Here is a 22,573-nt window from a genome sequence, read left to right as displayed (position 1 = left end):
AATGTCGTGAAAAAGGCTGAATAATAGGGGCTTGTCCCCTGTACAGGGCGGCGATCTGGTTCATAATGCAGCATGTGCAGCAGACGTCACAACGCTAGAGGAAGAGCCCATGGGGCGCATAACGACACGGCGATGGTGCTTCGCCTTGACCCTGTTTTTCATCGCGACATTGCTGGCCAGCACCGCTCAAGCGCAGAACCCGCGCTACGCGGGGATCGTGGTCGATACCGAAACCAGCGAGATTCTCTACGCCGAGAATGCCGATGAGCCGCGGTATCCCGCTTCCCTGACGAAGATGATGACCCTTTACATGCTGTTCGAGTCGCTGGATGAAGGCCGCATGACCCTCGACCAGCGCCTGCCGGTGTCGTCCACGGCATCGAAGATGCCGGCCACCAAGTTGTGGCTGAAACCGGGCAGCAGCATCGAGGTGGAAACGGCGATCAAGTCCCTGATCGTGCGTTCCGCCAATGACGTCGCGGTTGTGGTGGCCGAGGCGCTGGGCGGCAGCGAGGAACACTTTGCGCGCATGATGACCTCCCGGGCACGCGAACTGGGCATGCAGGATACGACCTTCCGCAATGCCTCCGGCCTGCCCGATGACCGCCAGGTCACCACGGCGCGCGACATGGCCATGCTGGCGCGTCGTCTGATGCTCGACTTCCCCCAGTATTACCCCTACTTCTCGAAGACCCGCTTCACCTGGCGCGGCAAGACGGTGACCGGCCATAACAACCTGCTCGACACCTATCCCGGTGCCGATGGCCTCAAGACAGGCTTCATCCGCGCCTCCGGCTTCAATGTGGCGACCTCGGCCAAGCGTAACGGGCGGCGCATGCTGTCGGTGGTCATGGGCGGTTACTCCTCGTCCTCGCGGGATGAGCACATGACCGACCTGCTCAATCGAGGCTTCATGCGCTCGTCGCTGGATAACGGCCGTGGCTTCCTGGCCAATACCCGCATCGCCAACGACTACCTGCTGCCCCGCAGCGAGCGTCCCATGCCGTCTTCCGGCGGCATGATGGCCAGCCGCGGCAACTCGGTGGCCTCTCTGCCGGCATCGCGCTCGTCCTCGCCATCCGCGGCCGGCGCGAATGCCGGGTCGGTCAGCGCCCCGTCGAGTGACGAAGCCATCGTCGCGGAGACGCGCCAGACCGGCATGGGAGACGCCGGTTCGACGCCCCGGCAGGAGCAGCCCGCCGCGTCGACATCATCCACATCCGGCCCGGTGGTGGCGTCCATCGACGAGTCATCCGGCAACGCCTCGGCCAGTAGCGCTGCGTCCAGTGCCGCCTCCTCGAGTAGCGTGGCCTCCAGCACCACCGCATCCGAGGCGAACGCCTCGACGCCCGAGCCGGGGCCGGTCGTGTCCTCCGCAACGTCCGATGCAGAGGCGTCCGCGTCGGCTGCCGGCGAGTCCGATCCGATTCGCGATCTGTCCGAGCAGCAGGACCAGCCGGCTGCCTCGGGGAGCTGGGGCGTGCAGGTCGGCGCCTTCAGCGACTCGGACAACGCGCGTCGCCTCGCGGCGCGGGCCGCCGAACGCCTGACCTCCGAACTGGCCGATGCCCGTGTAGCCGTGCCGCACGTGGCCGAGGCCGGCGTCTATCGGGCCCGCCTGGTGGACATGGGCGAGAGCCAGGCGCGCAGTGCCTGCCGTCGCCTGCAGGCTCAGGGGATGGACTGCATGGTGGTGCAGGCATCGTTCTGATTCAGGCTTGAGACCAAGGGCGGGGTTGCCGCGTCCTGCCCGAGTCGTTAGCGTCAAGGTGGTAGCCCGTTACCGGGCCCAGGCTATTCAGCACCCCATCGGCCCTGCCGGTGGGGTGTTTCATTGCGACGGCACAGCGACGAGGAGAGGTCATGTCGTCATCGTTCAAGGGCATCCTGTGCATGTGCGGCGGCGTGCTGTGCCTGGCACTCGGCGATGCCATTACCAAGTGGCTGGGCGAGACGCACTCGCCGCTGCAGATCATCTTCTTTCGCACCCTGGTGTCGCTGCCGCTGATCGCCCTGATCGCGCGGTTCAGCGGCGGGCTGCGCAAGCTCAGGACGCGTCGGCCGGGGGGCCACCTGCTGCGCGGGCTGGTCTTCACCGGCACCATGGTCTGCTTCATGTGGGGGCTGACGCTGCTGCCGCTGGCCGAGACCACGGCCATCGCCTTCGCCGCGCCCTTGTTCGTCAATCTGCTCTCGGTGCCGCTGCTGGGTGAGCGGGTCGATCGCACGACACTGCTGGCGACGCTGGTCGGCTTTGCCGGCGTACTGGTGGTGGTCCGTCCCGGCGGAGAGAGCTTCCAGCCGGCGGCCCTGATCGTGATCGGGGCGGCGATCTGCTATGCGCTGACCATGATCACCGCGCGGCGTTACGGTGATCGCGAGCACCTCTGGGCCATGGTCTTCTACACCACTCTGGTGCCGATGCTGGTGTCGGCGGCGACCCTGCCCTGGGTCTGGCAGATGCCGGCGCCGATCCACTGGCCGTTCTTCCTGCTGGCCGGAGTGCTGGGGGTGGGCGCCATGATCGGGCTGACCCTGGCCTTCCGTTACGCCCCCGCGGCGCTGGCCGCACCCTTCGACTACACGGCACTGCTGTGGGCCGTGCTGCTGGGCTGGTGGATCTGGGACGAAGTGCCGGACCTGTGGGTGCTGGTGGGCGGCTCGCTGATCATCCTCAGTGGCCTGGCGATCGCCTACCATGAGCGGCGCGTGGCGTTGAATCGGCGCCCCACGGCCTGAGATCGCTACTCAGCAGGTCTGGCCGAAGTACGGAAAGGCGCGCGCCGCGGCTTGCGGGTCGGGTGTGCCGCAGATGGCCGAGATCACGGCCATGCCGTTGACGCCCGCGCGCTGCACGGCCGCGGCGTGCTCGGCCTTGAGACCGCCGATGGCCACCGTGGGCAGTGGGCTGGCGCCGGCCAGGGCGGCCAGCCCGTCGAAACCGAGCGGGGCCGCGTGGTCCTGCTTGCTGGGCGTGGCAAACACCGGCCCCAGCCCCAGATAGTCGAGCCGCGTCGTATCGACCCTGGCCAGCTGGTCATGGGTCTGCACCGAAAGGCCTAGAATGGCTTCCGGCCCCAGGGCGGCGCGGGCTTCATGGACCTCGCCGTCGTCCTGGCCGATATGCAGGCCATCGGCGCCACTGGCCAGGGCGACCTCCAACCGATCATTGATCAACAGCGGCACGCCGCTACCCGCCAGGGCAGCCTTGAGGCGTCGGGCCACCGGAATCAGCTCGGCATCGCCGGCCTGCTTGTCGCGCAGCTGCACCAGGGTCACGCCGCCTGCCACGGCGGCGAGGACGGTGTCTTCCAGGCCGCGCTCGGCGCACAGTTCGGGGTCGGTGACCAGATAGAGCGAGAGATCAAGGCGCATCGTAGAGCTCCACTCGGGCCTGGCGGTTCAGGGTCTCGGGGTCGAGTCGATACACGGCGTCGATGAAGGCGACGCTGAAGCTGCCGGGGCCCTGCGCCTCTTCGCCGGCCAGGCGGCCGGCCTCGGCATAGCTGGCGAGTGCCGCCACACAGGCCTCGAAGGGATCCTCGGCCACCGCCAGGTATGCGCCTACCACGCCGCTCAGGGCACAGCCCAGGGTGGTGACCAGCGGCATCAGGGCATGCCCGCCGGCGATACGTGCCAGGCGCCGACCGTCGGTCACCAGGTCCGTTTCGCCGGTCACGGCGACGACCCCACCGGTGCGCTGTGCCAGCGTCACGGCGGCACTCTCGGCATCGTCGCTGGTGTCGGTACTGTCGACGCCTTGGCCACCACTGCCCTGATTCGCCAGTGACAGGATTTCCGAGGCATTGCCGCGTATGACGGTCGGCGAAAGCGCCAGCAGACGCTGGCCGGCATCACGGCGCAGCGCCGTGGCGCCCACCGCGACGGGATCGAGTACCCAGGGAGTGCCAGCCTCATTGGCGGCGCGGGCGGCGTCCTCCATGGCATCCACCCAGTGCGGCGACAGGGTGCCGATGTTCAGGGTCACGGCCCCGGCCAGGCGCGCAAACTCGGCGACTTCTTCGCGGGCATGGGCCATGGCCGGCGAGGCGCCCAGCGCCAGCAGCACATTGGCCATGGTATTCATGGCGACATGATTGGTGATGTTGTGCACCAGCGGGCGGGCCTGGCGCATGCGGCGCAGGTGGCTGGCGAGATCGATGCTGTGCATGGCAACTCCCGGGCGAGGGGAGGTGCCAGCGAGGCAGGGCCGGCACGACTCCCTCCGCCGGCATTATCCGGGTCAGGTGGTGAGGGTGCATCTCAGCCGGTCGGCATCGCCGCCGGCGCCCCTGTCGTCAGGCTTTTACTATCCGCGGTGGCGCCGCATCTGTAAAGAGGCGGCAGTGGCATCGGCCACCGCCGCCGGGCGATCAAGAGCGCTTGGGCTGCTTGACCACACGCAGATACGGCTTCTGCTCGTCCCAGCCTTGTGGGAAGAGCTTCTGCGCCTCCTCGTTGCTGACTGCCGGTACGATGATGCAGTCATCGCCATCCTGCCAGTTCACTGGTGTGGCCAGCTTGTGCTCGTCGGTGAGCTGCAGGCTGTCCAGCACGCGCAGCACTTCGGCGAAGTTGCGACCGGTGCTGGCCGGATAGGTGATGGTCAGGCGGACCTTCTTGTTCGGATCGATGATGAAGACGCTACGCACCGTCAGGGTGTCGTTGGCGTTGGGGTGGATCATGCCGTACAGGTCGCTGACCTTGCGATCACCATCCGCGAGCAGCGGGAAGTTCAGGCCCTGGCCCTGGGTGTCCTGAATATCGCCGGCCCACTTTTCATGGTCTTCCAGCGGGTCGACGGACAGGCCGATGGCCCTGGTGTTGCGCTTGTCGAATTCCGGCTTGAGCCGCGAGACCTCACCCAGCTCGGTGGTGCACACCGGGGTGAAATCCTTGGGATGCGAGAACAGGATGACCCAGTTGTCCCCGGCCCACTCATGGAAGTTGATGGTGCCAGCCGTGCTTTCCTGCGTGAAATCTGGTGCGATATCGCCGAGTTGCAATGACATGTCAGGCTCCTCTGGGTTGAGTTGATGGCATCGCCCACGCGCTGCCGTATCGACGGCCTCAGCATTACATGGGGGCAATGGGTTGGGGAAACAACCTGTGGTGATATGGTTAGCACGAGCTTCGAGCTTCGAGCTTCGAGCTTCGAGATACGAGCTTCGAGCCGTCCTGTGCATGGATATGCACCGTGGCATCAATCCGGCTCCCAGCCGCTCGTCCCTCGCTACTCGATACTCGCCATGTGCCTGGGCAAGCACCGCGCATTATCTCGACTCCCAACTGCTCGCAGCTCGTTTCTCGTGACTCGGCCAAATCAAGGTGCCGGCGCGGCGGCGCCGAGAAACCGCTCCTGCCAATAATCCAGCCCCAGCGGGGTGGTGGTCACCTGGCGCCCGCGCCCCGGGGCATGAATCATCCGATTGTTGCCCAGGTAGATGCCGACGTGGCTGGCATCGCCGCCGCCGCTGGTGTCGAAGAACAACAGATCCCCCGGGCGGGCGGTGTCGATGGGCGGCAGGCGGTCGAACTGCTGACTGGAGGTGCGCGGCACGCTGATGCCGGCGCGGGCGTAAGTCAGCTGAACCAGCCCCGAGCAGTCCAGGCCGCTGAGGGTATCGCCGCCATAGCGATAGGGTGTGCCGAGTGCCTGACGGGCTTCCGCCAGGATCATGGTGCGTTCCATGGAAAGGCCGCCCGCGTCGCGGGTGGCCAGGTCCGGCCCGGCGCAACCGGCCAGCCACAGCAACAGCATCAACGCCAGTGGCCAGCGCGGCAGGCAGGGGCGAGCAGGGTTGGGGCAGGCTGACATGCGGGGCTCCCGAGGCACTGGGCAAGGATGTGGGCATCACTCGCCAAGCCTAACCCCTGGCGGCCCTCACTGGAAGGCGATACGCGTGCCGTGCGTCAGGCGCTCTTCCGGTGTCATGGCGTGTCCGGGCACCCCGATCATCTCGTCACCGCACTGGTCATCCCAGGTGAGCACGCCATGCGTTAGTCCCGCCTCGCCCAGCAGCTCACGGATCTGCCCGGTACCCAGGTAGGTGCAGGTCCTGCCTTCCTTGTCGGAGAGCGTGGATACTCCGCCGGCATGGTGGAAGCGCACGGTGTAGATGCCATCCTGGGACTCGACTTCCACGATCGGCGCAAAGCCGTGAGAAACGGCACGGACCAGCTGCTTGTAGGTGATATGGTCACCCAGTGTCGCGTCGGTGGTCATGATGACCCCCTTGGTAGCGGTGTACTACTTGAATGTAGATTCCCCCTGCGATGACTGCCATGCCGAGACGGGTGGAAATCCGCGGGCCGCGCCCCCATGCAAGGGGGTACACCTTTGCACGACCTTATTTGCGACCAGACAAGGAGCATGACATGAGCTTTCAGGGCGAACAGCATCCCGGCGTGCAGGCCCCGGCCAGCGAGACCCGGGGATTCCGCTTGAACCACACCATGCTGCGCGTCAAGGATCCGCAGACCGCGCTCGAGTTCTACTCGCGCGTCTTCGGCATGCAGGTCCTGCGCAAGCTGGATTTCGAGGAAATGGGCTTCTCGCTCTACTTCCTGGCCAGGCTGGAAGAGGGCGATGCAGTACCCGAGGATGCTGCCCAGCGCAGCGTCTGGACCTTCAGTCAGAAAGGCCTGCTGGAGCTGACGCATAACTGGGGCACCGAAGACCAGGCCGACTTCGCCTACCACGACGGCAACGCCGAGCCGCAGGGCTTCGGTCATATCTGCTTCTCGGTGCCTGACCTGGACGCCGCCCAGGCCTGGTTCGACGCCAATGACGTCGAGTTCATCAAGCGCGCCGATCAGGGCAAGATGCCGGATGTGATCTTCGTCAAGGACGCCGATGGCTACTGGATCGAGGTCGTCGAGGCCGAGCGCATGGCCAGCAAGGGCGATTAACATCGCCTACGAGCTACGAGCTACGAGCTACGAGCTACGAGCTACGAGCTACGAGCTACGAGCTACGAGCCGCGAGTGCGGCCAGGTGTCGTAGGGCAATGGATTGAGCTTGCCTTGCGTCGAGTGCAGCACCATGCACGTTGCGGCCAACAAAGCGATGCGCAAGCGTTGCTGGCCGGCGTCCTCACAGCGCCTCAGTGCTCATGACCATGATCGTGGTCGTGATCATGATCGCCATGCTCGTGTTCATCTTCATGGGATGCATCGGCGGGGGCCGTGTCCTGCCCCAGGGCCTCGTGCAGCACGCGGGCGTTGTGACGCAGCATGCCGATATAGGTGCTGGCCTCGCCTTCGTCCGACAGGGCGCCGGAGTAGAGGGTGCCGGCCACCGGACGGCCGGTCTCCTCGGCCAGCTGGTCGATGATGGCCGGACTGGTCATGTTCTCGTGAAACAGCGCCTGCACATTGTTGGCCTTGATGACGTCGATCAGCTCGGCCATGTGCGCCGCGCTGGGTTCCGACGCCGTGGTCAGCCCGGCCGGTGACAGAAACTCGACATCATAGGCCTGGGCGAAATAGCTGAAGGAATCATGCCCGGTGATCACGCTGGTGGTGTCGGGCAGGGCGGCCATCTGGTCGCGAATGTCGGCATCCAGCGCCTCCAGTTCGGCCAGGTAGGCCTCGGCACGCTGGCGATAGGCCGCCTCGTGCGCCGGGTCCGCCTCGATCAACCCATCGCGGATGTTTTCGACATAGATCTTGCCGAGAACCGGGTCCAGCCAGGCGTGCGGATCCTCGCCGCCATGATCGTGCTGGTGATCATGGGCCGCATGCGAGTGGCTGGCCTGCTCGTGCTCGGCGTGATCATGCCCGGAGTGGTCGTGCTCGGCGTGATCGCCATGGTCGTGTGCCGCCTGGCTACCATCCTCCGCGGACTCGGCCGCCCCGGGGCCACTGATGCCGTCGGTGGCGACGACCCGGGTACCCGCGTAGTCGCCGGACTCCAGCAGGCGCTCCATCCAGCCCTCGAAGTGCATGCCGTTGAAGACCACCAGGTCCGCCTCGGTCAGTTGGCGGGCGTCGTCGGGGCGCGGCGAGTAGACGTGGGCATCGCCATTGGCGCCGACCAGCGAGGTGACGTCGACATGCTCGCCGCCCACCTGCTCGACCATATCGGCGAGAATGCTGAAGCTGGCGACCACCTGCACGCGCTCGGCGGCCAGCACGGAGGGCATGGCCAGCAGGGCGGCAAGGCCGGTGACGAGGCTGGCGCGGCGTGTGAAGCGATGAGCGGATGGCATGCGTGAGCTCCCTTCGAGTCAGTCAGTGGATGGCGTGTTCAGCGGCGCGGCGCGCAACCGGTGCCGGGCAACCAGGCTGTTGTGTCGGCCGAACAGCGCCGAGAGGACATACGCCAGGCCGGCTGTCAGGATGATGGCCGGGCCGGACGGCAGACTGAGGTGGAACGACAGCAACAGGCCGCCCAGGTTGGCGACCAGCGCGATGACGATGGCCAGGGCAATCAGGCCTTCCAGCCGCTGGCTCCAGAAGCGCGCCGTGGTCGCCGGCAGCATCATCAGGCCCACGGCCATCAGCGTGCCCAGGGTCTGGAAGCCGGCGGTCAGGTTGAGCACCACCAGGCCCAGGAAGACGCCATGCACCAGGCCGCCGCGCACGCCCTGGCCGCGCAGGAACAGCGGGTCCAGACACTCGACCACCAGCGCCCGGAAGATGATCGCCAGCATTAGCACGATCAGCGTGGCGATGCCGACGATCAGCAGCAGCGCCGTGGTATCCACCGCCAGCACCGAGCCGAACAGCACATGGGTCAGGTCCACGCTGCTGCCGCCCAGCGAGACCAGCATCACCCCGGCGGCCAGCGAGATCAAAAAGAAGCTCGCCATGGCCGAGTCCTCGCGGTGCCCGGTCATCTGCGAGACGCTGCCCGCCAGCACCGCCACCACCAGGCCGGAGAGAATCCCGCCGAGGCTCATGATCGGCAGCGAGAACCCGGCGAACAGAAAGCCCAGTGCGATGCCCGGCAGGATGGCGTGGGACATGGCATCGCCGATCAGGCTCATGCCGCGCAGCATCAGGAACACGCCCAGCGGCGGGGCCGCCAGCGACAGGGCCAGGCCTGCCACCGCGGCGCGGTTCATGAAGCCGTATTCGAAGGGCGCGAGCAGCCAGGCGTCAAGCAGTGCCAGCATGGTGAATATCCGAAAAATCAATGGGCAGGCGGGGAGCCCGGGCCGGTTGCCCGGTGTGATGATCGAGCAGCGCTTCGGTGCCGACCCAGCGACCATGGCCACCGGCCAGCAGCAGCACATCATCGGCCAGGCGCGACAGCTGCTCCATGTCGTGCAGCACCACCAGAATGGTCGCGCCCGCGGCGGCCATGTCGCGCAGCACCTCCATCATCACCTCGACGGTCTCGCCATCGACGTTGGCAAAGGGCTCGTCGAGCAACAGCAGCTCGGCCTCCTGCATCAGGGTGCGGCCGATCAGGGCGCGCTGGCGCTGGCCACCGGAGAGCTCGCCCAGCTGGCGGTGCGCCAGGTGCGAGATGCCCAGGCGCGCCATGATCTCGCGACCCCGCCGATAGTGCGCGGCGCAGTAGCCCTTGAGGGCGCCATGGCTCGGCCAGGTGCCGGTCATGATCAGTTCCTCGACACTCATCGGGAAGGTCAGATCCAGGGCCAGTTGTTGCGGCAGCCAGGCGCAACGCTCGCGCGATACCTCACAGGCCACGCGGCCGGCGACCGGCGGCAACATGCCCATGAGCGCCGAGATCAGGGTGCTCTTGCCGGCCCCGTTGGCGCCGATCAGGGCAGTGATGGCACCATCCTGGAAGCTGCCGTCCAGATGCTCGAGTACCGTCTGGCCACCCCGTGCCAGCTGCAGGTCCTGAAGCGTCAGGCGTGCCATCAGCCCGCGCCTCCCAGCACCCAGGCCACCGCCAGCCACAGCACGGCCAGCGGTGCCGCTGCCAGCAGCAAGCGCCGGCTGGCCGAGAGCGACATCAAGGAAAAATGACAGGGCCCCTCGGGGCGATGTCGGTGAGAACGGTGTGCCATGGTGATCGGTCTCCGAAAATGCGCGGAAGTTATAACATAACATCATTGGGCCGCCAACCCGGCAAGACTGATAAAATACCCCGGCAACTTCCCCGAATGGACGTGACGATAATGCGCAACGCGACACTGCCGATTCTCGGCGCCCTCGGCCTGGCCGGCCTGCTGGGCCTGGCCGCCCCCAATGCCTTCGCTACCGGTGAAACCGGGCTCTACCTGGGCGGTGGCGCCGGCCAGACGCATGGCGACGGCCGGTTCGACGACGAGACCGAGCACTGGAAGCTGGTGGGCGGCTACAACTTCAGCTGGCTGCCGTTCATCGACGTGGGCGGGGAGCTGGCCTACGTCAATGCCGACTCACTCAAGGGCAGCGCCAATGGCCAGGCGGCCAGCCTGGACGTGGACAGCGTGCAGGCCACCGGCGTGCTGGGCTGGAGCCTCGGGCCGGTCGGTCTCTACGGCAAGGCCGGCATGGCCGATTGGGACGCCGAGCGGCGCGGCGCCGGTATCGACGCCGACCTCTCCGGCACCTCGCCCGTCTATGGCCTGGGCGTGCGGGCCGGCCTGCTCGATGTCACCGGGCGACTGGAAGTCGAACGCCTGGATACCGACGACATCGGCAACCTCGACATGGTGACGGCCAGCGTGGTCTATACCTTCTGACCGGCTCGTCCGAAGGCCCGGCCACAGCGGCCGGGCATCAGGCCAGGGGAGTCACGACCACAGAATCCAGGAGGCCAGGGAGTCGCGGTTGGCAATCTCGATCTGCTGAGCGCGCGGGTTGGCCTCGGCATGATTCGGATTGACGCCCAGCTCGCGCAGCGCATAGCGCGCCAGCGGCCCCCGGCAATGCAGCTCCAATTCGCCATCCGGCATGCCGTAATCCATGGCCAGCAGCTCGCGTTCAGCCTGGGGCAGGCGGCGATCGGGAATCAGACGCACCGCCACCCGGGTCTGCCAGCGTTCGTCATTTTCCGCATCATGCCGGCCCAGCATCGGCCCCACATCTTCCGGTACACCGCGAAAGCGGCTCAGCACGAAGTCGCGATACTCGCGGTTCTTCTCGCAGAAGGCGCGCACATGCCAGCGCCCGGCGGCAAACACCAGGGTGTGCGGCACGATGATCCGCCCCTCGCCTGCCGGGCTGGAAAAGGACGCGTAATTGACCTCCAGGCGACGCTTCTCGCGGGACGCCCGGACCAGCTCGCGCACCACCGCCGGCGTGATCGCCCGGCTCGGCATCGGCAGCGACTCGGTGTTCGCCGCCCCCATGCTCAAGCCGGCAAACGGCGAATCCAGGGTGTCGTGAATATTCAGCAGGCGTAGGTACTCATCAACCCGGCCCTGGGTGAAAAGCGGCACAAAGGCCGAGCTGGGCAGGTAACCATGACGCTGCCGATCATAGCTCAGGTTGTGCGGTGCCAACTGGCGATACGCGCGCAGCACCTTCTGCGCCTGCTGGCGCCCGATGCCGAACGCCTCACCGATCTGGCCGGCCGCCACGCGCCCTTCCCACAACGCCAGGATCTCGATCAAGCGATATCGGGCCAGCGTATCCCAGGGGATGGTCGTCAACGATGACATGACTCCCTCCATGGCTGTCATATTCCAGGTTGCTCATCATCCCCCGCATTCTAGCTCACCTTCAACAGGCCGGGTTGAAGAGTGTTGTGGATGAATGTCCAGTGGTGGCGAGAGTAAAGGAAGGCGTGCTTGGATGTAGTCAGACATAGGGCAGGCAGGGCAACGACATGGACGATATCTCTCCATCGGACCTCAAGACCATTCTGCATTCCAAACGCGCCAACCTGTATTACCTGCAGCATTGCCGCGTGCTGGTGAAGGACGGTCGTGTTGAATACGTCACCGATGAAGGCAAGCAGTCTAGTTACTGGAATATCCCGATTGCCAACACCACTTCCTTATTGCTGGGTACCGGAACATCCATCACACAGGCGGCCATGCGCGAGCTGGCTAAAGCCGGTGTCCTGGTAGGGTTTTGTGGTGGTGGAGGTACGCCGCTTTTTGCAGCCAATGAAGTGGATGTCGATGTTGCCTGGCTGACACCCCAGAGTGAATATCGCCCCACCGAATACCTGCAGCACTGGGTAAACTTCTGGTTTGACGATGCCAAACGGCTCGAAGCGGCACGGGCTTTTCAAATGGCACGGATATCGCGCATCGAAGCCCTTTGGCAAAGCCGTGCGCTTCAGGACGCCGGGTTTGAGAGCTCGCGGGAGCGACTTAGTGACGCGTTATCCCAGCATCGCGATGCCATTGCCGAGGCTGCTGACACGGTGGAGCTGCTGACCCTGGAAGCGCGTTTGACCAAAACGCTGTTCAAGCTGTCGACCCAAGCGGTGGATTACGGTGAATTCACCCGTGCCAAGCGAGGCGGTGGTACAGATCCCGCCAACCGCTTTCTCGATCATGGCAACTATCTGGCCTATGGGTTGGCCGCCACAGCGACATGGGTGCTGGGCATTCCCCATGGTCTGGCGGTATTGCATGGCAAGACCCGTCGTGGCGGTCTGGTGTTTGATGTGGCGGACCTGGTCAAGGATGCCATCATCCTCCCGCAAGCCTTTCTGTCGGCCATGCGCGGTGACGAGGAACAAGAGTTTCGGCAGGCCTGCATCGAGCGGTTAACGCGCACCGAGTCTCTCGATTTCATGATCGACACGCTAAAAGCCGTAGCCCTCGACCTCGGAGGGCCGGACGCATGAATGTGCTGCTGGTGTCGCAATGCAACAAGAACGCGCTCAAGGAAACGCGGCGCATCCTGGATCAATTTGCCGAACGTCGAGGCGAGCGTACCTGGCAAACCCCCATCACTCTTGAGGGGCTCAACACTCTCCGGAAGTTGTTGCGCAAGACCGCCCGCAAGAATACCGCCGTGGCGTGTCACTGGATTCGTGGCCATGACCACAGTGAGCTGATGTGGGTGGTCGGCGATGCCAAGCGCTTCAATCTACAGGGAACGGTTCCCACTAATACCACGTCTCGGGATATCCTACGTCGCGAAGACGAAAACGACTGGCATAGTGGCGAAGATATACGGCTGCTGGCTTCCATGGCGGCATTGCTGCATGACTTGGGGAAAGCGACCGAAGCTTTCCAGAAACGTCTGCAAGGCAAGCTGGAAGGGCGCAACGTGTACCGCCATGAGTGGGTGTCGCTGCGGCTTTTCCAAGCCTTCGTTGGGAATGACGATGACGCGACCTGGTTAACGCGGCTCGCTGAAGGCCGCTATCAGACTCAAGATTGGCTAGAGGCGTTGGAGTGCGATGGGCTCGATGCCAGCCCCTCCGCTGTATTCCGCCGATTGCCGCCGTTAGCGGCTGCGCTTGGCTGGCTGGTCATTAGCCACCATCGTTTACCTCTCAAGCCTCCCGACGACACGTCGGACCCGGCGACACGCTGGGGGAGCCGCAATGTCACGCTACAAATGGAGCAGTTGGACGATCTTCTAGGACTTATCGACGCGCAGTGGAATGAAATTCCTTCAACGCAAGAGTCATCACGTATTGCTCCCTATTGGCAATTCAAGCATGGCTTACCGGTGGAGACTCGACGTTGGCGCGAACGTGCCTCTCGACAAGCGAAACGTCTATTGGAACGTCATTCCGGCGGAGTCAATTGGCTGGATAGCCCGTATGTCATGCACCTATCCCGCTTGTGCTTGATGCTTGCCGATCATCACTATTCAAGCCTCGAAGATCCTGCGCATCGTGTATCAGGCGAGTCGCAGTATCCACTGGTTGCCAATACCGTGCGCAAGACGGGGCAGCCGAACCAACTGTTGGATGAGCATATTCTGGGGGTCGAAAAGCATGCAGCAGTAGCTGCGCGAGCGCTACCCAGTGTTGATACTCACCTGCCACGTCTGGCGCGACATAAAGGCTTCCGCAAGCGTAGTAAGCATGCGCGCTTTCGCTGGCAGGACAAGGCTTTCGATCTCGCCCAGTCGCTGCGTGAACGCAGCCAGCGCCAAGGCTTTTTCGGTATTAACATGGCCTCCACGGGCTGCGGTAAGACACTGGCCAACGGACGTATCCTGTATGCGCTCGCTGACCCGGAGCAGGGCGCACGCTTTAGTATTGCGCTGGGACTGCGCACGCTCACCTTGCAAACCGGTCAAGCCTTGCGTGAGCGCCTCAACCTGGGAGAAGACGAACTTGCGGTGAGGGTTGGTGGCAGTGCCAATAAGGCCCTTTTCGATCACTATGAGCGTGACGCAGAGGCCAGTGGCTCCGCCTCTCGGCAGGGGCTGATTGATGAAGATGCTCACGTCGTGTTCGAGGGCAACTTCGAGAGCCACCCGCTGCTGAAACGTCTGGGAGATCAGCCGGGAACGCGCTCGCTGGCGGCTGCCCCCATTCTGGTATGCACTGTGGATCATTTGATGCCGGCGACCGAAAGCACCAGAGGGGGCCAGCAGATCGTCCCCATGTTGCGCCTGATGAGCAGTGACCTGGTGCTTGATGAAATCGACGACTTCGATATCAACGACCTACCCGCGCTCACACGGTTGGTCCATTGGGCGGGGCTGCTTGGCTCGCGCGTGTTACTGTCATCGGCCACTTTGCCTCCCGCCCTGGTACGCGGCTTGTACGATGCCTACCGCAGTGGGCGTGAAGCCTACCAGCGTCATCGCGGGGAGCCGGGCCTGCCGGTGGAGATTTGTTGCGCGTGGTTCGATGAAAATGATCGTCAGCATCAAGACTGTGCCGATGGTGACGCGTTCAGCGCTGCGCATGCCGCTTTTGCTGGACGTCGACTCAAGCGCTTGGCCGATACCCCTGTGCGAAGGCGGGGAGAACTCATCCCTATGCCATCACTGGGCAAGCGGCAGGAAGAAGTTCGCGCGGGGCTGGCGGAACTGTTTCGTGATCAAGCGAGCCAGCTGCATGAACGCCACCACTCTCACGATCCGGTAACGGGTAAGCGTGTGAGCTTTGGCCTGATACGCATGGCCAATATCGACCCACTGGTAGATGTAGCGACCGAACTGTTTCAGTTGGGCGCCCTCGATGGCCAGCGGATTCACCTTTGTGTCTATCATTCCCGCCATCCGCTAGTCATGCGCTCGGCGATCGAACGCCGGTTAGATAAAACACTGCAGCGCCATGAGCCCAATGATGGCGAACCAGAACGCGTGTTTCAGCAATCGGATATACGTCGCTTGCTGGATAGTAGCGAAGAGAGGGATCAGTTATTTATCGTTCTAGGCTCGCCGGTAACCGAAGTCGGTCGCGACCACGATTACGACTGGGCGATTGTCGAGCCCTCTTCCATGCGCTCGATCATTCAACTGGCCGGGCGTGTCTGGCGTCATCGTGACAAGCGCTGCGATACGCCGAATATTCAACTCCTGGAGACCAACCTCAAACATCTGGAAGACCCCGGGCGCCTCGCCTTCCAGCGCCCGGGGTTCGAGACGGACGAGTCCTGGCGACTCATCGACCACTCGCTTAATTCACTACTAGCCCCGGAAGAGTATCAGGTGATTGATGCCAGCCCCCGCGTCCTGGAACGTGAGGCTCTACAACCCCGTGAAAGCCTAGTAGACCTGGAACATCAACGGCTGACAACGCAGATGATCGAGCAGCCCGCTGCACCATTGACCAAGAAAGAGATTCGGTTAGGCAAGGAGCCGCCGCTACCTCCTCTGGGGGCGTATAGCTGGTATGTCGTGCCCCGCATGCACTTGACCGGCGTGCTCATACAGCGTCAGCCATTCCGGCAGCAAACGCAGACGGATGTGGAACTAGCATTGTTGCCTGACGATGGCGGTGAAACCTGGACACTGCATCGGGTTGAGGACGGTACCAAGCGTGGCGAAACGCTTTACGTGGAGGTGGAAGAAAGCCTGCTGACGCGAGTCGACTTGGCGATGCAGCAAGGCGACAGGATTCAGCCCTGGGGAACCGATGACTACCTGACGGCTCTGACCTACCTCGCCGAGGATCTGGATATCCCGCTTGACCGAGCTGCACAGACATTTGGCATCGTCAGCGTACCCGAAAGCACGCATGGCTGGCGCTATCACCCCATGCTGGGGTTTGTTAAAAATTAGAGAACTCAAAAATAAAGCAAGGGAATTAGTAGATAAGCAATTATTAAATCAACGATCATGCCGATTAAGGTGATATATGGCAATGACACAAAAAGCCGCAGGGATGCGCGATTTGGTTGAGCGATTCTTAAAGGATCGGTTCGATACCAAAGCGGAAAAGCTGACTCCCGATGATTCCAAGTACCAAGCGCTGGTTGAACAGTTCCTGCGTGAGAACTGGCTCAACGACGCAGCGCGACGTGTCAGTCAACTACAAGTCGTGACACACTCCCTCAAACCTATCCACCCAGATGCCAAGGGCTCTAATCTCTATGCGCCCCCTGCGTCTCTTGACAAGCATCAAGCGGTGGGAAGCCATGTGTTGCCGGCGGACTTCAATGGCGATGTTGTGGGTAATGCCGCCGCTCTCGATGTGTATAAATTCTTGAAGCTCGAGTACGACGGCAAATCATTGCTGGAGTGGGTGCTTGAGAAAGACACCGAGCTAGCGCGTGCCTTGAGCGACGACTCGGAGCAGTCACAGGCTTGGATGAAGGCTTTTTCTGGCATTACCGAGCCTCGCGGCGGGCACGCCTCTCATTCCCTTGCCAAGCAAATGTACTGGCTGACAGGCGAAGATGCGGTCGATAATGACGACTTCCACCTACTGGCGCCGCTCTATGCGACATCGCTGGCGCATCGCGTCTTCCAGACGATCAATCATGACCGCTTCAGTGACGAGGCCAAGGAGGCCCGAAAGGCCAAGCGTGAAGGCAAGCTGTGCGAACAAGAAGTTCATGATTACCCTGATATCGCTGCACAAAAGATGGGCGGTACCAAGCCGCAGAATATCTCGCAATTGAATAGTGAACGAGGCGGTAGTAATTACTTGCTGGCTTCGTTACCACCCCGCTGGAATGTACGTGACATTCGCCCACCGCTAACGGTCGATTCGGTACTAGACGATCCCGGGGTATTTGGTCGGAGAAAGGAAGTACGGTCATTGGTACGTGACCTTAAGGGTTTTCTGGAAACCGACCCCAACACGGATATGCATACCCGTGATCTTCGCGATGACTACACTGCGATGATCCTGGATGAGCTCGCGTTGTTTACGATGCAGATGCATGAGCTATCGCCGGGCTGGAGTGCTGACGAAAACTGTCGCCTGTCGATGGAAGAGGCTTTCTGGCTTGACCCTGGCCGGGCACAGAACGATAGCGACTTTCGGGAAGCGCGCAATAACACCGACTGGCCCGGTGAGGTTCGGCGACGATTCGCCAATTGGCTCAACAAGGCGCTTGGCGGAAAGTTGCCTTTGGGCGATGTGGAGTTTCGCCATTGGCATAAGGAGCTTTCTCAGGATGCTACCCATCAACGCCTGCTGGATAGTGACCGTCGTTGGATGGAAGCATTGATGGACGATCTGGACAGTATCGACGGCTGGGAGGAGGAAGGTAATGAGTAACGTTAATAACCTTCTGGTACTGCCACGACTTCGCGTGCAAAACGCTAATGCAATTTCGAGCCCGATGACATGGGGCTTTCCAGCCATGAGTGCTTTTGTGGGCATGATGCAAGCGCTGGAACGCAAGCTCGCCGCAGCGGATATGAACGTATCGTTGGAGCGTGTCGGGGTGGTGTGCCATGACGTCGAGGCGCAAGCGACCGAGGGCGGTTATACCCGCGCCTTTCACCTCACTCGTAACCCTGTCGATAAAACCGGTGGTACAGCGTCGATTGTCGAAGAAGGGCGCATGCATCTGGATATCACCCTGATATTCGCTATCGATGCCAAAGCCTCGGACGAACAGCGCCAGCATATTGCTCAACAGGCAGGAGATATCGTAGCCGGGATGCGCATCGCGGGTGGCAGTGTGATGCCGAACCCTCAGGTTTCTCCTGACCGGCAAGGTCCCAGGTGGCTTGCGCTGGATGATGATCCCAGTGAACGCGAAAAACAATTCAAGCGCTTGAAACGCCGGTGGTTGCCAGGCTTCGCCCTAGTATTACGCGATGATCGTCTTTCCGAGCACTCTCGGACTCTACAAGCTGAAGACGAAAACGCGACAGCGCTGGATGCCTGGCTTGACCTTTCGCGTCTCAACCATCAATGCCATGTCGATGCCGAGGATGACGAGGTGCGTTGGGAAATACGGCGCCCTTACCCGGGTTGGCTGGTTCCGATTCCGGTGGGCTATAGCGCGATCTCGGAGCAGTTCGAACCGGGCAGCGTGGCGAATGCGCGAGATACGCAAGTTCCGTTCCGTTTCGTGGAAAGCATTTACTCCATCGGCGAGTGGGTTAGCCCTCATCGTTTGACGTCCCCTGAGGATTTACTCTGGTATGTCGATAACGATCTCGATGCCGGTTTGTATCGCCTCAATAATGACTATATCCAGCGTGCCCAGCGCACTTAATGACCAGGAGCTGAAAGATGGCTAAGAAAGACGACGCACTTAAGACCGCTTCCGTTCTCGCTTTCGAGCGTAAGCTCGACCCTTCCGATGCACTGTTATACGCTGGGCAGTGGTCCCAGCGTGATGTGCTGGAGGGCTGGCAGCCGGTTACGATTCGTGAAAAGTCAGTACGCGGTACGATCTCCAACCGTCTCAAGGCTAAGGAGCAGGATCCAGCGAAGCTCGATGCTGCAATCGAGAACCCCAACCTCCAGACTGTCGACGTCGCGACCTTGCCACATGAGGCCGACACCTTGATGGCACGTTTTACGTTGCGAGTGCTGGGTGGCGCTGGCACGCCATCGGCATGTAATAACGCCGACTATCAAGCCAAGTTGCAACAAGCCGTTACGGAGTATGTGCAGACGCAAGGGTTTAACGAGTTAGCGCGTCGTTATGCCCACAATCTGGCGAATGGCCGTTTTCTGTGGCGTAACCGTGTCGGTGCCGAACAAGTTGAAGTGCGCATTCGACGCATGGAGTACGGCGAGGTTGCGCAAGAGTGGACATTCGATGCACTGAGTCTATCACTGCGAGGTTTTGATGATGACACGGAGACCCAGGCACTTGCGCAAGATATCGCCGCTGCCTTGGAGGGTAAACGTCACCTGATCCTTGAGGTTATCGCTTTTGCGCATGTGGGCTTGGGTCAAGAAGTCTTTCCTTCGCAAGAGCTGATTCTTGAACGCGGGCGCGGTGACAAAAGCAAGACGCTTTATCAAGTAGATGGCGTGGCAGGAATTCATTCCCAGAAGCTGGGCAATGCCATTCGCACCATCGATACCTGGTATCCGGCGCCGGCAGATGGCAGCGATCTTGGTCCCATCGCCGTCGAACCTTATGGCTCCGTGACAACTCAAGGCACAGCCTACCGCCAGCCCAAGCAGAAGGTGGATTTCTACTCGCTGTTGGATAACTGGATGCTCAAGGACCAAGTACCGAACACGGAGCAACAGCACTTCGTGATGGCGACCTTGATTCGCGGTGGTGTCTTCGGCGAAGCGGGGTAAGCCATGGATCATTATCTCGATATTCGGCTACGCCCTGACCCCGAGTTTCCGGCGGCAATACTGATGAATGCGCTCTACAGCAAGCTCCATCGGGCTCTGTTTGATCTGCAGGCTGATGATATCGGCGTTAGCCTGCCCGACCACAAGACCGGCGTGCGGGCACGCACGCCGGGGGATCGGTTGCGGCTGCACGCTTATCAGAGCCGTCTTGAACAGCTGATGGCGCTCCCGTGGCTGGCGGGTATGCGAGACCACGTAGAGGTGGCGGACATTGCGCCGATTCCGGCGGAAGCGCGCCACTGTCACGTGTTTCGGCGTCAGTTCAACACTGGAGGGCCCAGCCGGGTCAAGCGATATGCTCGTCGTCACGACATCAGCGAAGAGGAGGCCCGCCAATGCATGTCGACACCCGCTGAGCGCAAGATTTCACTACCGTTCGTAAAAGTGGGTAGCCGCTCTAGCGGGCAACGTTTTGCGTTGTTCATTGAGCATGGAACCCTGCAGTCGGAGCCAATAACGGGGAGTTTCAACCACTATGGACTTAGCCGCGAGGCAACAGTGCCATGGTTTTGACCCTTTTTGCACGACCTACTAGAACACCTATATAAATCAATGGGTTAGCGCCATGCCCTGAAAAAGGGTATGGCGCTTTATTTTCCCTGCAGCTCTTTAACAATCAACTAGTTACCTGTGGTAAATTCTAGTTCGCTGCCGCCCAGGCAGCTCAGAAAAGCAGGACGATGGCGACGACCCCATTGCTCGCGTTCGCTGCCGCCCAGGCAGCTCAGAAAAATCAATAAGCCCAAGACCGGCATGCGCCGGCGTTCGCTGCCGCCCAGGCAGCTCAGAAATCCGGCGTGCGCTTGTCACGCTTGGCTAGGGCGTTCGCTGCCGCCCAGGCAGCTCAGAAAACTCGGCGAGCGCCAGGCGCTGCTCGCTGAGCGTTCGCTGCCGCCCAGGCAGCTCAGAAATAACCACGATTCCAGTCTAGCGCCCTGCCCTGGTTCGCTGCCGCCCAGGCAGCTCAGAAAATCGACGCGGGCCATGCTGGCCTTGTCCGGCAGTTCGCTGCCGCCCAGGCAGCTCAGAAAAAGCCCCACCGCGATTTCATCGAAATGGTGAAGTTCGCTGCCGCCCAGGCAGCTCAGAAATTACCGAGATGCAGAAATACGGGCTAGGGGGAGTTCGCTGCCGCCCAGGCAGCTCAGAAAAGCGGACATGCACCGCGCTTACACAGACTACCGTTCGCTGCCGCCCAGGCAGCTCAGAAATCGAGGACATCGCCAACTGGGCGGCGTTCTGCGTTCGCTGCCGCCCAGGCAGCTCAGAAAACCCGGCAGTCGGGAGTTCCCATGCAAGAGATGTTCGCTGCCGCCCAGGCAGCTCAGAAAAGACCGGCGAGGTGCGCGAGCATGAGTGGGTAGTTCGCTGCCGCCCAGGCAGCTCAGAAATTCCCATGGAGGTCCTGGGCGTCCTGTACCGCGTTCGCTGCCGCCCAGGCAGCTCAGAAAAGGTGGATGGCGGCGCAGAAGCGACGTTCAAAAGTTCGCTGCCGCCCAGGCAGCTCAGAAAGGCGACCAACCAGAACGGGGCTTCAAATACCAGTTCGCTGCCGCCCAGGCAGCTCAGAAAATGGCCGGCTCTCTGGCTGTCAACGCACTGATGTTCGCTGCCGCCCAGGCAGCTCAGAAAAATCACATCGGCCTCGTCATCGCCCCCGGCCTGTTCGCTGCCGCCCAGGCAGCTCAGAAAAACCACGGCACGTTGGCGGGCTCACTGAAACCGTTCGCTGCCGCCCAGGCAGCTCAGAAACCGCCACCGAGTTAGGCGACAGACCGTGCGGAGTTCGCTGCCGCCCAGGCAGCTCAGAAAACGACCAGCAGGACGCCCGGGACTGGATATGCGTTCGCTGCCGCCCAGGCAGCTCAGAAAAGCGGGCGGTTAAGCGTTCCTCATTTGCCGATGTTCGCTGCCGCCCAGGCAGCTCAGAAAAAACTCGCGTGACATGGCCACAAATGCATGAAGTTCGCTGCCGCCCAGGCAGCTCAGAAATGACCGAGAGCGCCCCGCGTATCGAGGCCTGGGTTCGCTGCCGCCCAGGCAGCTCAGAAAGATGAACCTCAGCGTGGCAAACCACATGGCCCGTTCGCTGCCGCCCAGGCAGCTCAGAAAATGCTCATTTCAACGTTAGGATCGTTATACGCGTTCGCTGCCGCCCAGGCAGCTCAGAAAATCTCGGCGCGGAACTCGCCCAGGGCATCCCCGTTCGCTGCCGCCCAGGCAGCTCAGAAAGAACTGCGCGAAGACGCTGCCCGGCGCGAATTGTTCGCTGCCGCCCAGGCAGCTCAGAAACTTTGACGAAGCCCTCCCAGGGTTGAACGGGCGTTCGCTGCCGCCCAGGCAGCTCAGAAATGATTCTGTGCGGTATCGCTGACGTACATCACGTTCGCTGCCGCCCAGGCAGCTCAGAAATCACCCTGGCCGACCTGCTGGCCATGCTCTCACGTTCGCTGCCGCCCAGGCAGCTCAGAAATGTACCGCTCGCCCAAAATAAAGCCGGGACATGTTCGCTGCCGCCCAGGCAGCTCAGAAATTCTGGGCGATCTTCGGGATCACGTCGGGGCGGTTCGCTGCCGCCCAGGCAGCTCAGAAAAAGGCGAGCTGACCGCGATGCGCGATGCGGTTGTTCGCTGCCGCCCAGGCAGCTCAGAAAATGACGAACAAGATCTTCACGAACAGCTTTCGGTTCGCTGCCGCCCAGGCAGCTCAGAAAACACCGTTCATTAGGCTGCGCACCTCGTCCACGTTCGCTGCCGCCCAGGCAGCTCAGAAAATGACGGAAAACGCCTGGTGGGGGCGAAGCGTGTTCGCTGCCGCCCAGGCAGCTCAGAAAAAGCGGGATGCCGCTTGGGCGGATTACGGATAGTTCGCTGCCGCCCAGGCAGCTCAGAAAACAGCACGCGGTCGCCGCGTCGCCCAGTCATCGTTCGCTGCCGCCCAGGCAGCTCAGAAAGTACCCGGCTGCATTCACGGCGCTTGCCGTGTGTTCGCTGCCGCCCA

General features: G+C 62.3%; 20 protein-coding genes, 1 CRISPR repeat array and 1 riboswitch (1 of these 22 only partly in view). Of the genes, 10 read left to right on the top strand and 10 right to left on the bottom strand.

The window, feature by feature from the left end; all coding sequences use genetic code 11:
• Positions 1-109: 109 nt before the first annotated feature.
• A complete protein-coding gene (locus QWY79_RS09065) occupies positions 110-1,711 on the top strand; it encodes a D-alanyl-D-alanine carboxypeptidase (RefSeq protein ID WP_290271983.1) in 1,602 nt (533 codons plus the stop codon).
• A 152-nt stretch (positions 1,712-1,863) separates the two neighbouring features.
• Positions 1,864-2,739: a DMT family transporter gene (locus tag QWY79_RS09060; protein ID WP_290271981.1), complete on the top strand. Its 876-nt coding sequence runs from the start codon at positions 1,864-1,866 to the stop codon at positions 2,737-2,739.
• Between the two features lie 9 nt (positions 2,740-2,748).
• Here the strand turns inward: QWY79_RS09060 and thiE are convergent, their stop codons facing one another.
• The 5 genes from thiE to QWY79_RS09035 all read right to left on the bottom strand — a co-directional run bounded on the left by thiE (position 2,749) and on the right by QWY79_RS09035 (position 6,226).
• The gene (gene thiE / locus QWY79_RS09055) at positions 2,749-3,375 is read right to left on the bottom strand and encodes a thiamine phosphate synthase (protein WP_290271980.1); all 627 of its coding nucleotides are present in this window, start codon (positions 3,373-3,375) and stop codon (positions 2,749-2,751) included.
• Complete coding sequence (gene thiM, locus QWY79_RS09050; protein ID WP_290271977.1) at positions 3,365-4,171, bottom strand: hydroxyethylthiazole kinase; 807 nt, start codon at positions 4,169-4,171, stop codon at positions 3,365-3,367. Before thiM ends, thiE begins: the two co-directional genes overlap by 11 nt.
• A 32-nt stretch (positions 4,172-4,203) precedes the next feature.
• Positions 4,204-4,304: riboswitch (TPP riboswitch) on the bottom strand.
• Between the two features lie 69 nt (positions 4,305-4,373).
• Positions 4,374-5,012, bottom strand: coding sequence for a peroxiredoxin (locus QWY79_RS09045; protein WP_141321924.1), 639 nt, complete (start codon positions 5,010-5,012; stop codon positions 4,374-4,376).
• Positions 5,013-5,323: 311 nt separating this feature from the next.
• On the bottom strand, positions 5,324-5,818 hold the full coding sequence (locus QWY79_RS09040; RefSeq protein ID WP_290271973.1) for a C40 family peptidase: 495 nt from the start codon (positions 5,816-5,818) through the stop codon (positions 5,324-5,326).
• Between the two features lie 66 nt (positions 5,819-5,884).
• The gene (locus QWY79_RS09035) at positions 5,885-6,226 is read right to left on the bottom strand and encodes a hypothetical protein (protein WP_290271972.1); all 342 of its coding nucleotides are present in this window, start codon (positions 6,224-6,226) and stop codon (positions 5,885-5,887) included.
• 152 nt (positions 6,227-6,378) lie between these two features.
• Here QWY79_RS09035 and gloA point away from each other — a divergent pair, with 152 nt between their 5' ends.
• Complete coding sequence (gene gloA / locus QWY79_RS09030) at positions 6,379-6,912, top strand: lactoylglutathione lyase (protein WP_290271969.1); 534 nt, start codon at positions 6,379-6,381, stop codon at positions 6,910-6,912.
• Positions 6,913-7,106: 194 nt separating this feature from the next.
• Here gloA and QWY79_RS09025 read toward each other — a convergent pair whose 3' ends face one another.
• The 4 genes from QWY79_RS09025 to QWY79_RS09010 are packed head-to-tail and all read right to left on the bottom strand — an operon-like array spanning position 7,107 to position 9,989.
• Entirely contained in the window at positions 7,107-8,213 is a 1,107-nt protein-coding gene (locus QWY79_RS09025) for a metal ABC transporter substrate-binding protein (RefSeq protein WP_290271967.1), read from the bottom strand.
• Between the two features lie 18 nt (positions 8,214-8,231).
• Positions 8,232-9,122 carry a metal ABC transporter permease gene (locus tag QWY79_RS09020; protein WP_290271965.1) on the bottom strand — a complete coding sequence of 297 codons (891 nt, stop codon included), beginning with the start codon at positions 9,120-9,122 and terminating at the stop codon, positions 8,232-8,234.
• On the bottom strand, positions 9,106-9,840 hold the full coding sequence (locus tag QWY79_RS09015; RefSeq protein WP_141321796.1) for a metal ABC transporter ATP-binding protein: 735 nt from the start codon (positions 9,838-9,840) through the stop codon (positions 9,106-9,108). Before QWY79_RS09015 ends, QWY79_RS09020 begins: the two co-directional genes overlap by 17 nt.
• Positions 9,840-9,989 carry a hypothetical protein gene (locus QWY79_RS09010; RefSeq protein WP_290271961.1) on the bottom strand — a complete coding sequence of 50 codons (150 nt, stop codon included), beginning with the start codon at positions 9,987-9,989 and terminating at the stop codon, positions 9,840-9,842. Before QWY79_RS09010 ends, QWY79_RS09015 begins: the two co-directional genes overlap by 1 nt.
• 111 nt (positions 9,990-10,100) lie before the next feature.
• On the opposite strand from QWY79_RS09010, the gene QWY79_RS09005 reads away from it, so the two are divergent.
• Positions 10,101-10,649, top strand: a complete 549-nt coding sequence (locus tag QWY79_RS09005; RefSeq protein WP_290271959.1) for an outer membrane beta-barrel protein — start codon at positions 10,101-10,103, stop codon at positions 10,647-10,649.
• A gap of 51 nt (positions 10,650-10,700) precedes the next feature.
• On the opposite strand, the gene QWY79_RS09000 is transcribed toward QWY79_RS09005, so the two are convergent.
• Positions 10,701-11,570 carry a WYL domain-containing protein gene (locus QWY79_RS09000; RefSeq protein WP_290271956.1) on the bottom strand — a complete coding sequence of 290 codons (870 nt, stop codon included), beginning with the start codon at positions 11,568-11,570 and terminating at the stop codon, positions 10,701-10,703.
• A gap of 167 nt (positions 11,571-11,737) precedes the next feature.
• Here QWY79_RS09000 and cas1f point away from each other — a divergent pair, with 167 nt between their 5' ends.
• The 6 genes from cas1f to cas6f all read left to right on the top strand — a co-directional run bounded on the left by cas1f (position 11,738) and on the right by cas6f (position 20,086).
• Positions 11,738-12,712, top strand: coding sequence for a type I-F CRISPR-associated endonuclease Cas1f (gene cas1f, locus QWY79_RS08995; RefSeq protein WP_290271954.1), 975 nt, complete (start codon positions 11,738-11,740; stop codon positions 12,710-12,712).
• Complete coding sequence (cas3f, locus tag QWY79_RS08990) at positions 12,709-16,065, top strand: type I-F CRISPR-associated helicase Cas3f (protein ID WP_290271952.1); 3,357 nt, start codon at positions 12,709-12,711, stop codon at positions 16,063-16,065. Before cas1f ends, cas3f begins: the two co-directional genes overlap by 4 nt.
• Before the next feature lie 76 nt (positions 16,066-16,141).
• The gene (gene csy1 / locus QWY79_RS08985) at positions 16,142-17,512 is read left to right on the top strand and encodes a type I-F CRISPR-associated protein Csy1 (protein ID WP_290271951.1); all 1,371 of its coding nucleotides are present in this window, start codon (positions 16,142-16,144) and stop codon (positions 17,510-17,512) included.
• Positions 17,505-18,464 carry a type I-F CRISPR-associated protein Csy2 gene (gene csy2 / locus QWY79_RS08980; RefSeq protein WP_290271949.1) on the top strand — a complete coding sequence of 320 codons (960 nt, stop codon included), beginning with the start codon at positions 17,505-17,507 and terminating at the stop codon, positions 18,462-18,464. The genes csy1 and csy2 overlap by 8 nt, the downstream gene beginning before the upstream one ends.
• Positions 18,465-18,481: 17 nt before the next feature.
• Complete coding sequence (gene csy3, locus QWY79_RS08975) at positions 18,482-19,513, top strand: type I-F CRISPR-associated protein Csy3 (RefSeq protein ID WP_290271947.1); 1,032 nt, start codon at positions 18,482-18,484, stop codon at positions 19,511-19,513.
• A gap of 3 nt (positions 19,514-19,516) precedes the next feature.
• On the top strand, positions 19,517-20,086 hold the full coding sequence (gene cas6f, locus QWY79_RS08970; RefSeq protein ID WP_290271945.1) for a type I-F CRISPR-associated endoribonuclease Cas6/Csy4: 570 nt from the start codon (positions 19,517-19,519) through the stop codon (positions 20,084-20,086).
• 130 nt (positions 20,087-20,216) lie between these two features.
• Positions 20,217-22,573: direct repeats of the CRISPR family, unit length 28 nt; unit sequence GTTCGCTGCCGCCCAGGCAGCTCAGAAA (it continues 4,939 nt past the right edge of the window).

The organism is Halomonas sabkhae, assembly GCF_030409265.1.
Taxonomy (GTDB): domain Bacteria; phylum Pseudomonadota; class Gammaproteobacteria; order Pseudomonadales; family Halomonadaceae; genus Halomonas; species Halomonas halmophila.
Note: the sequence above shows the minus strand (reverse complement) of the source record. Positions and strands in the feature narration are given on the sequence as shown.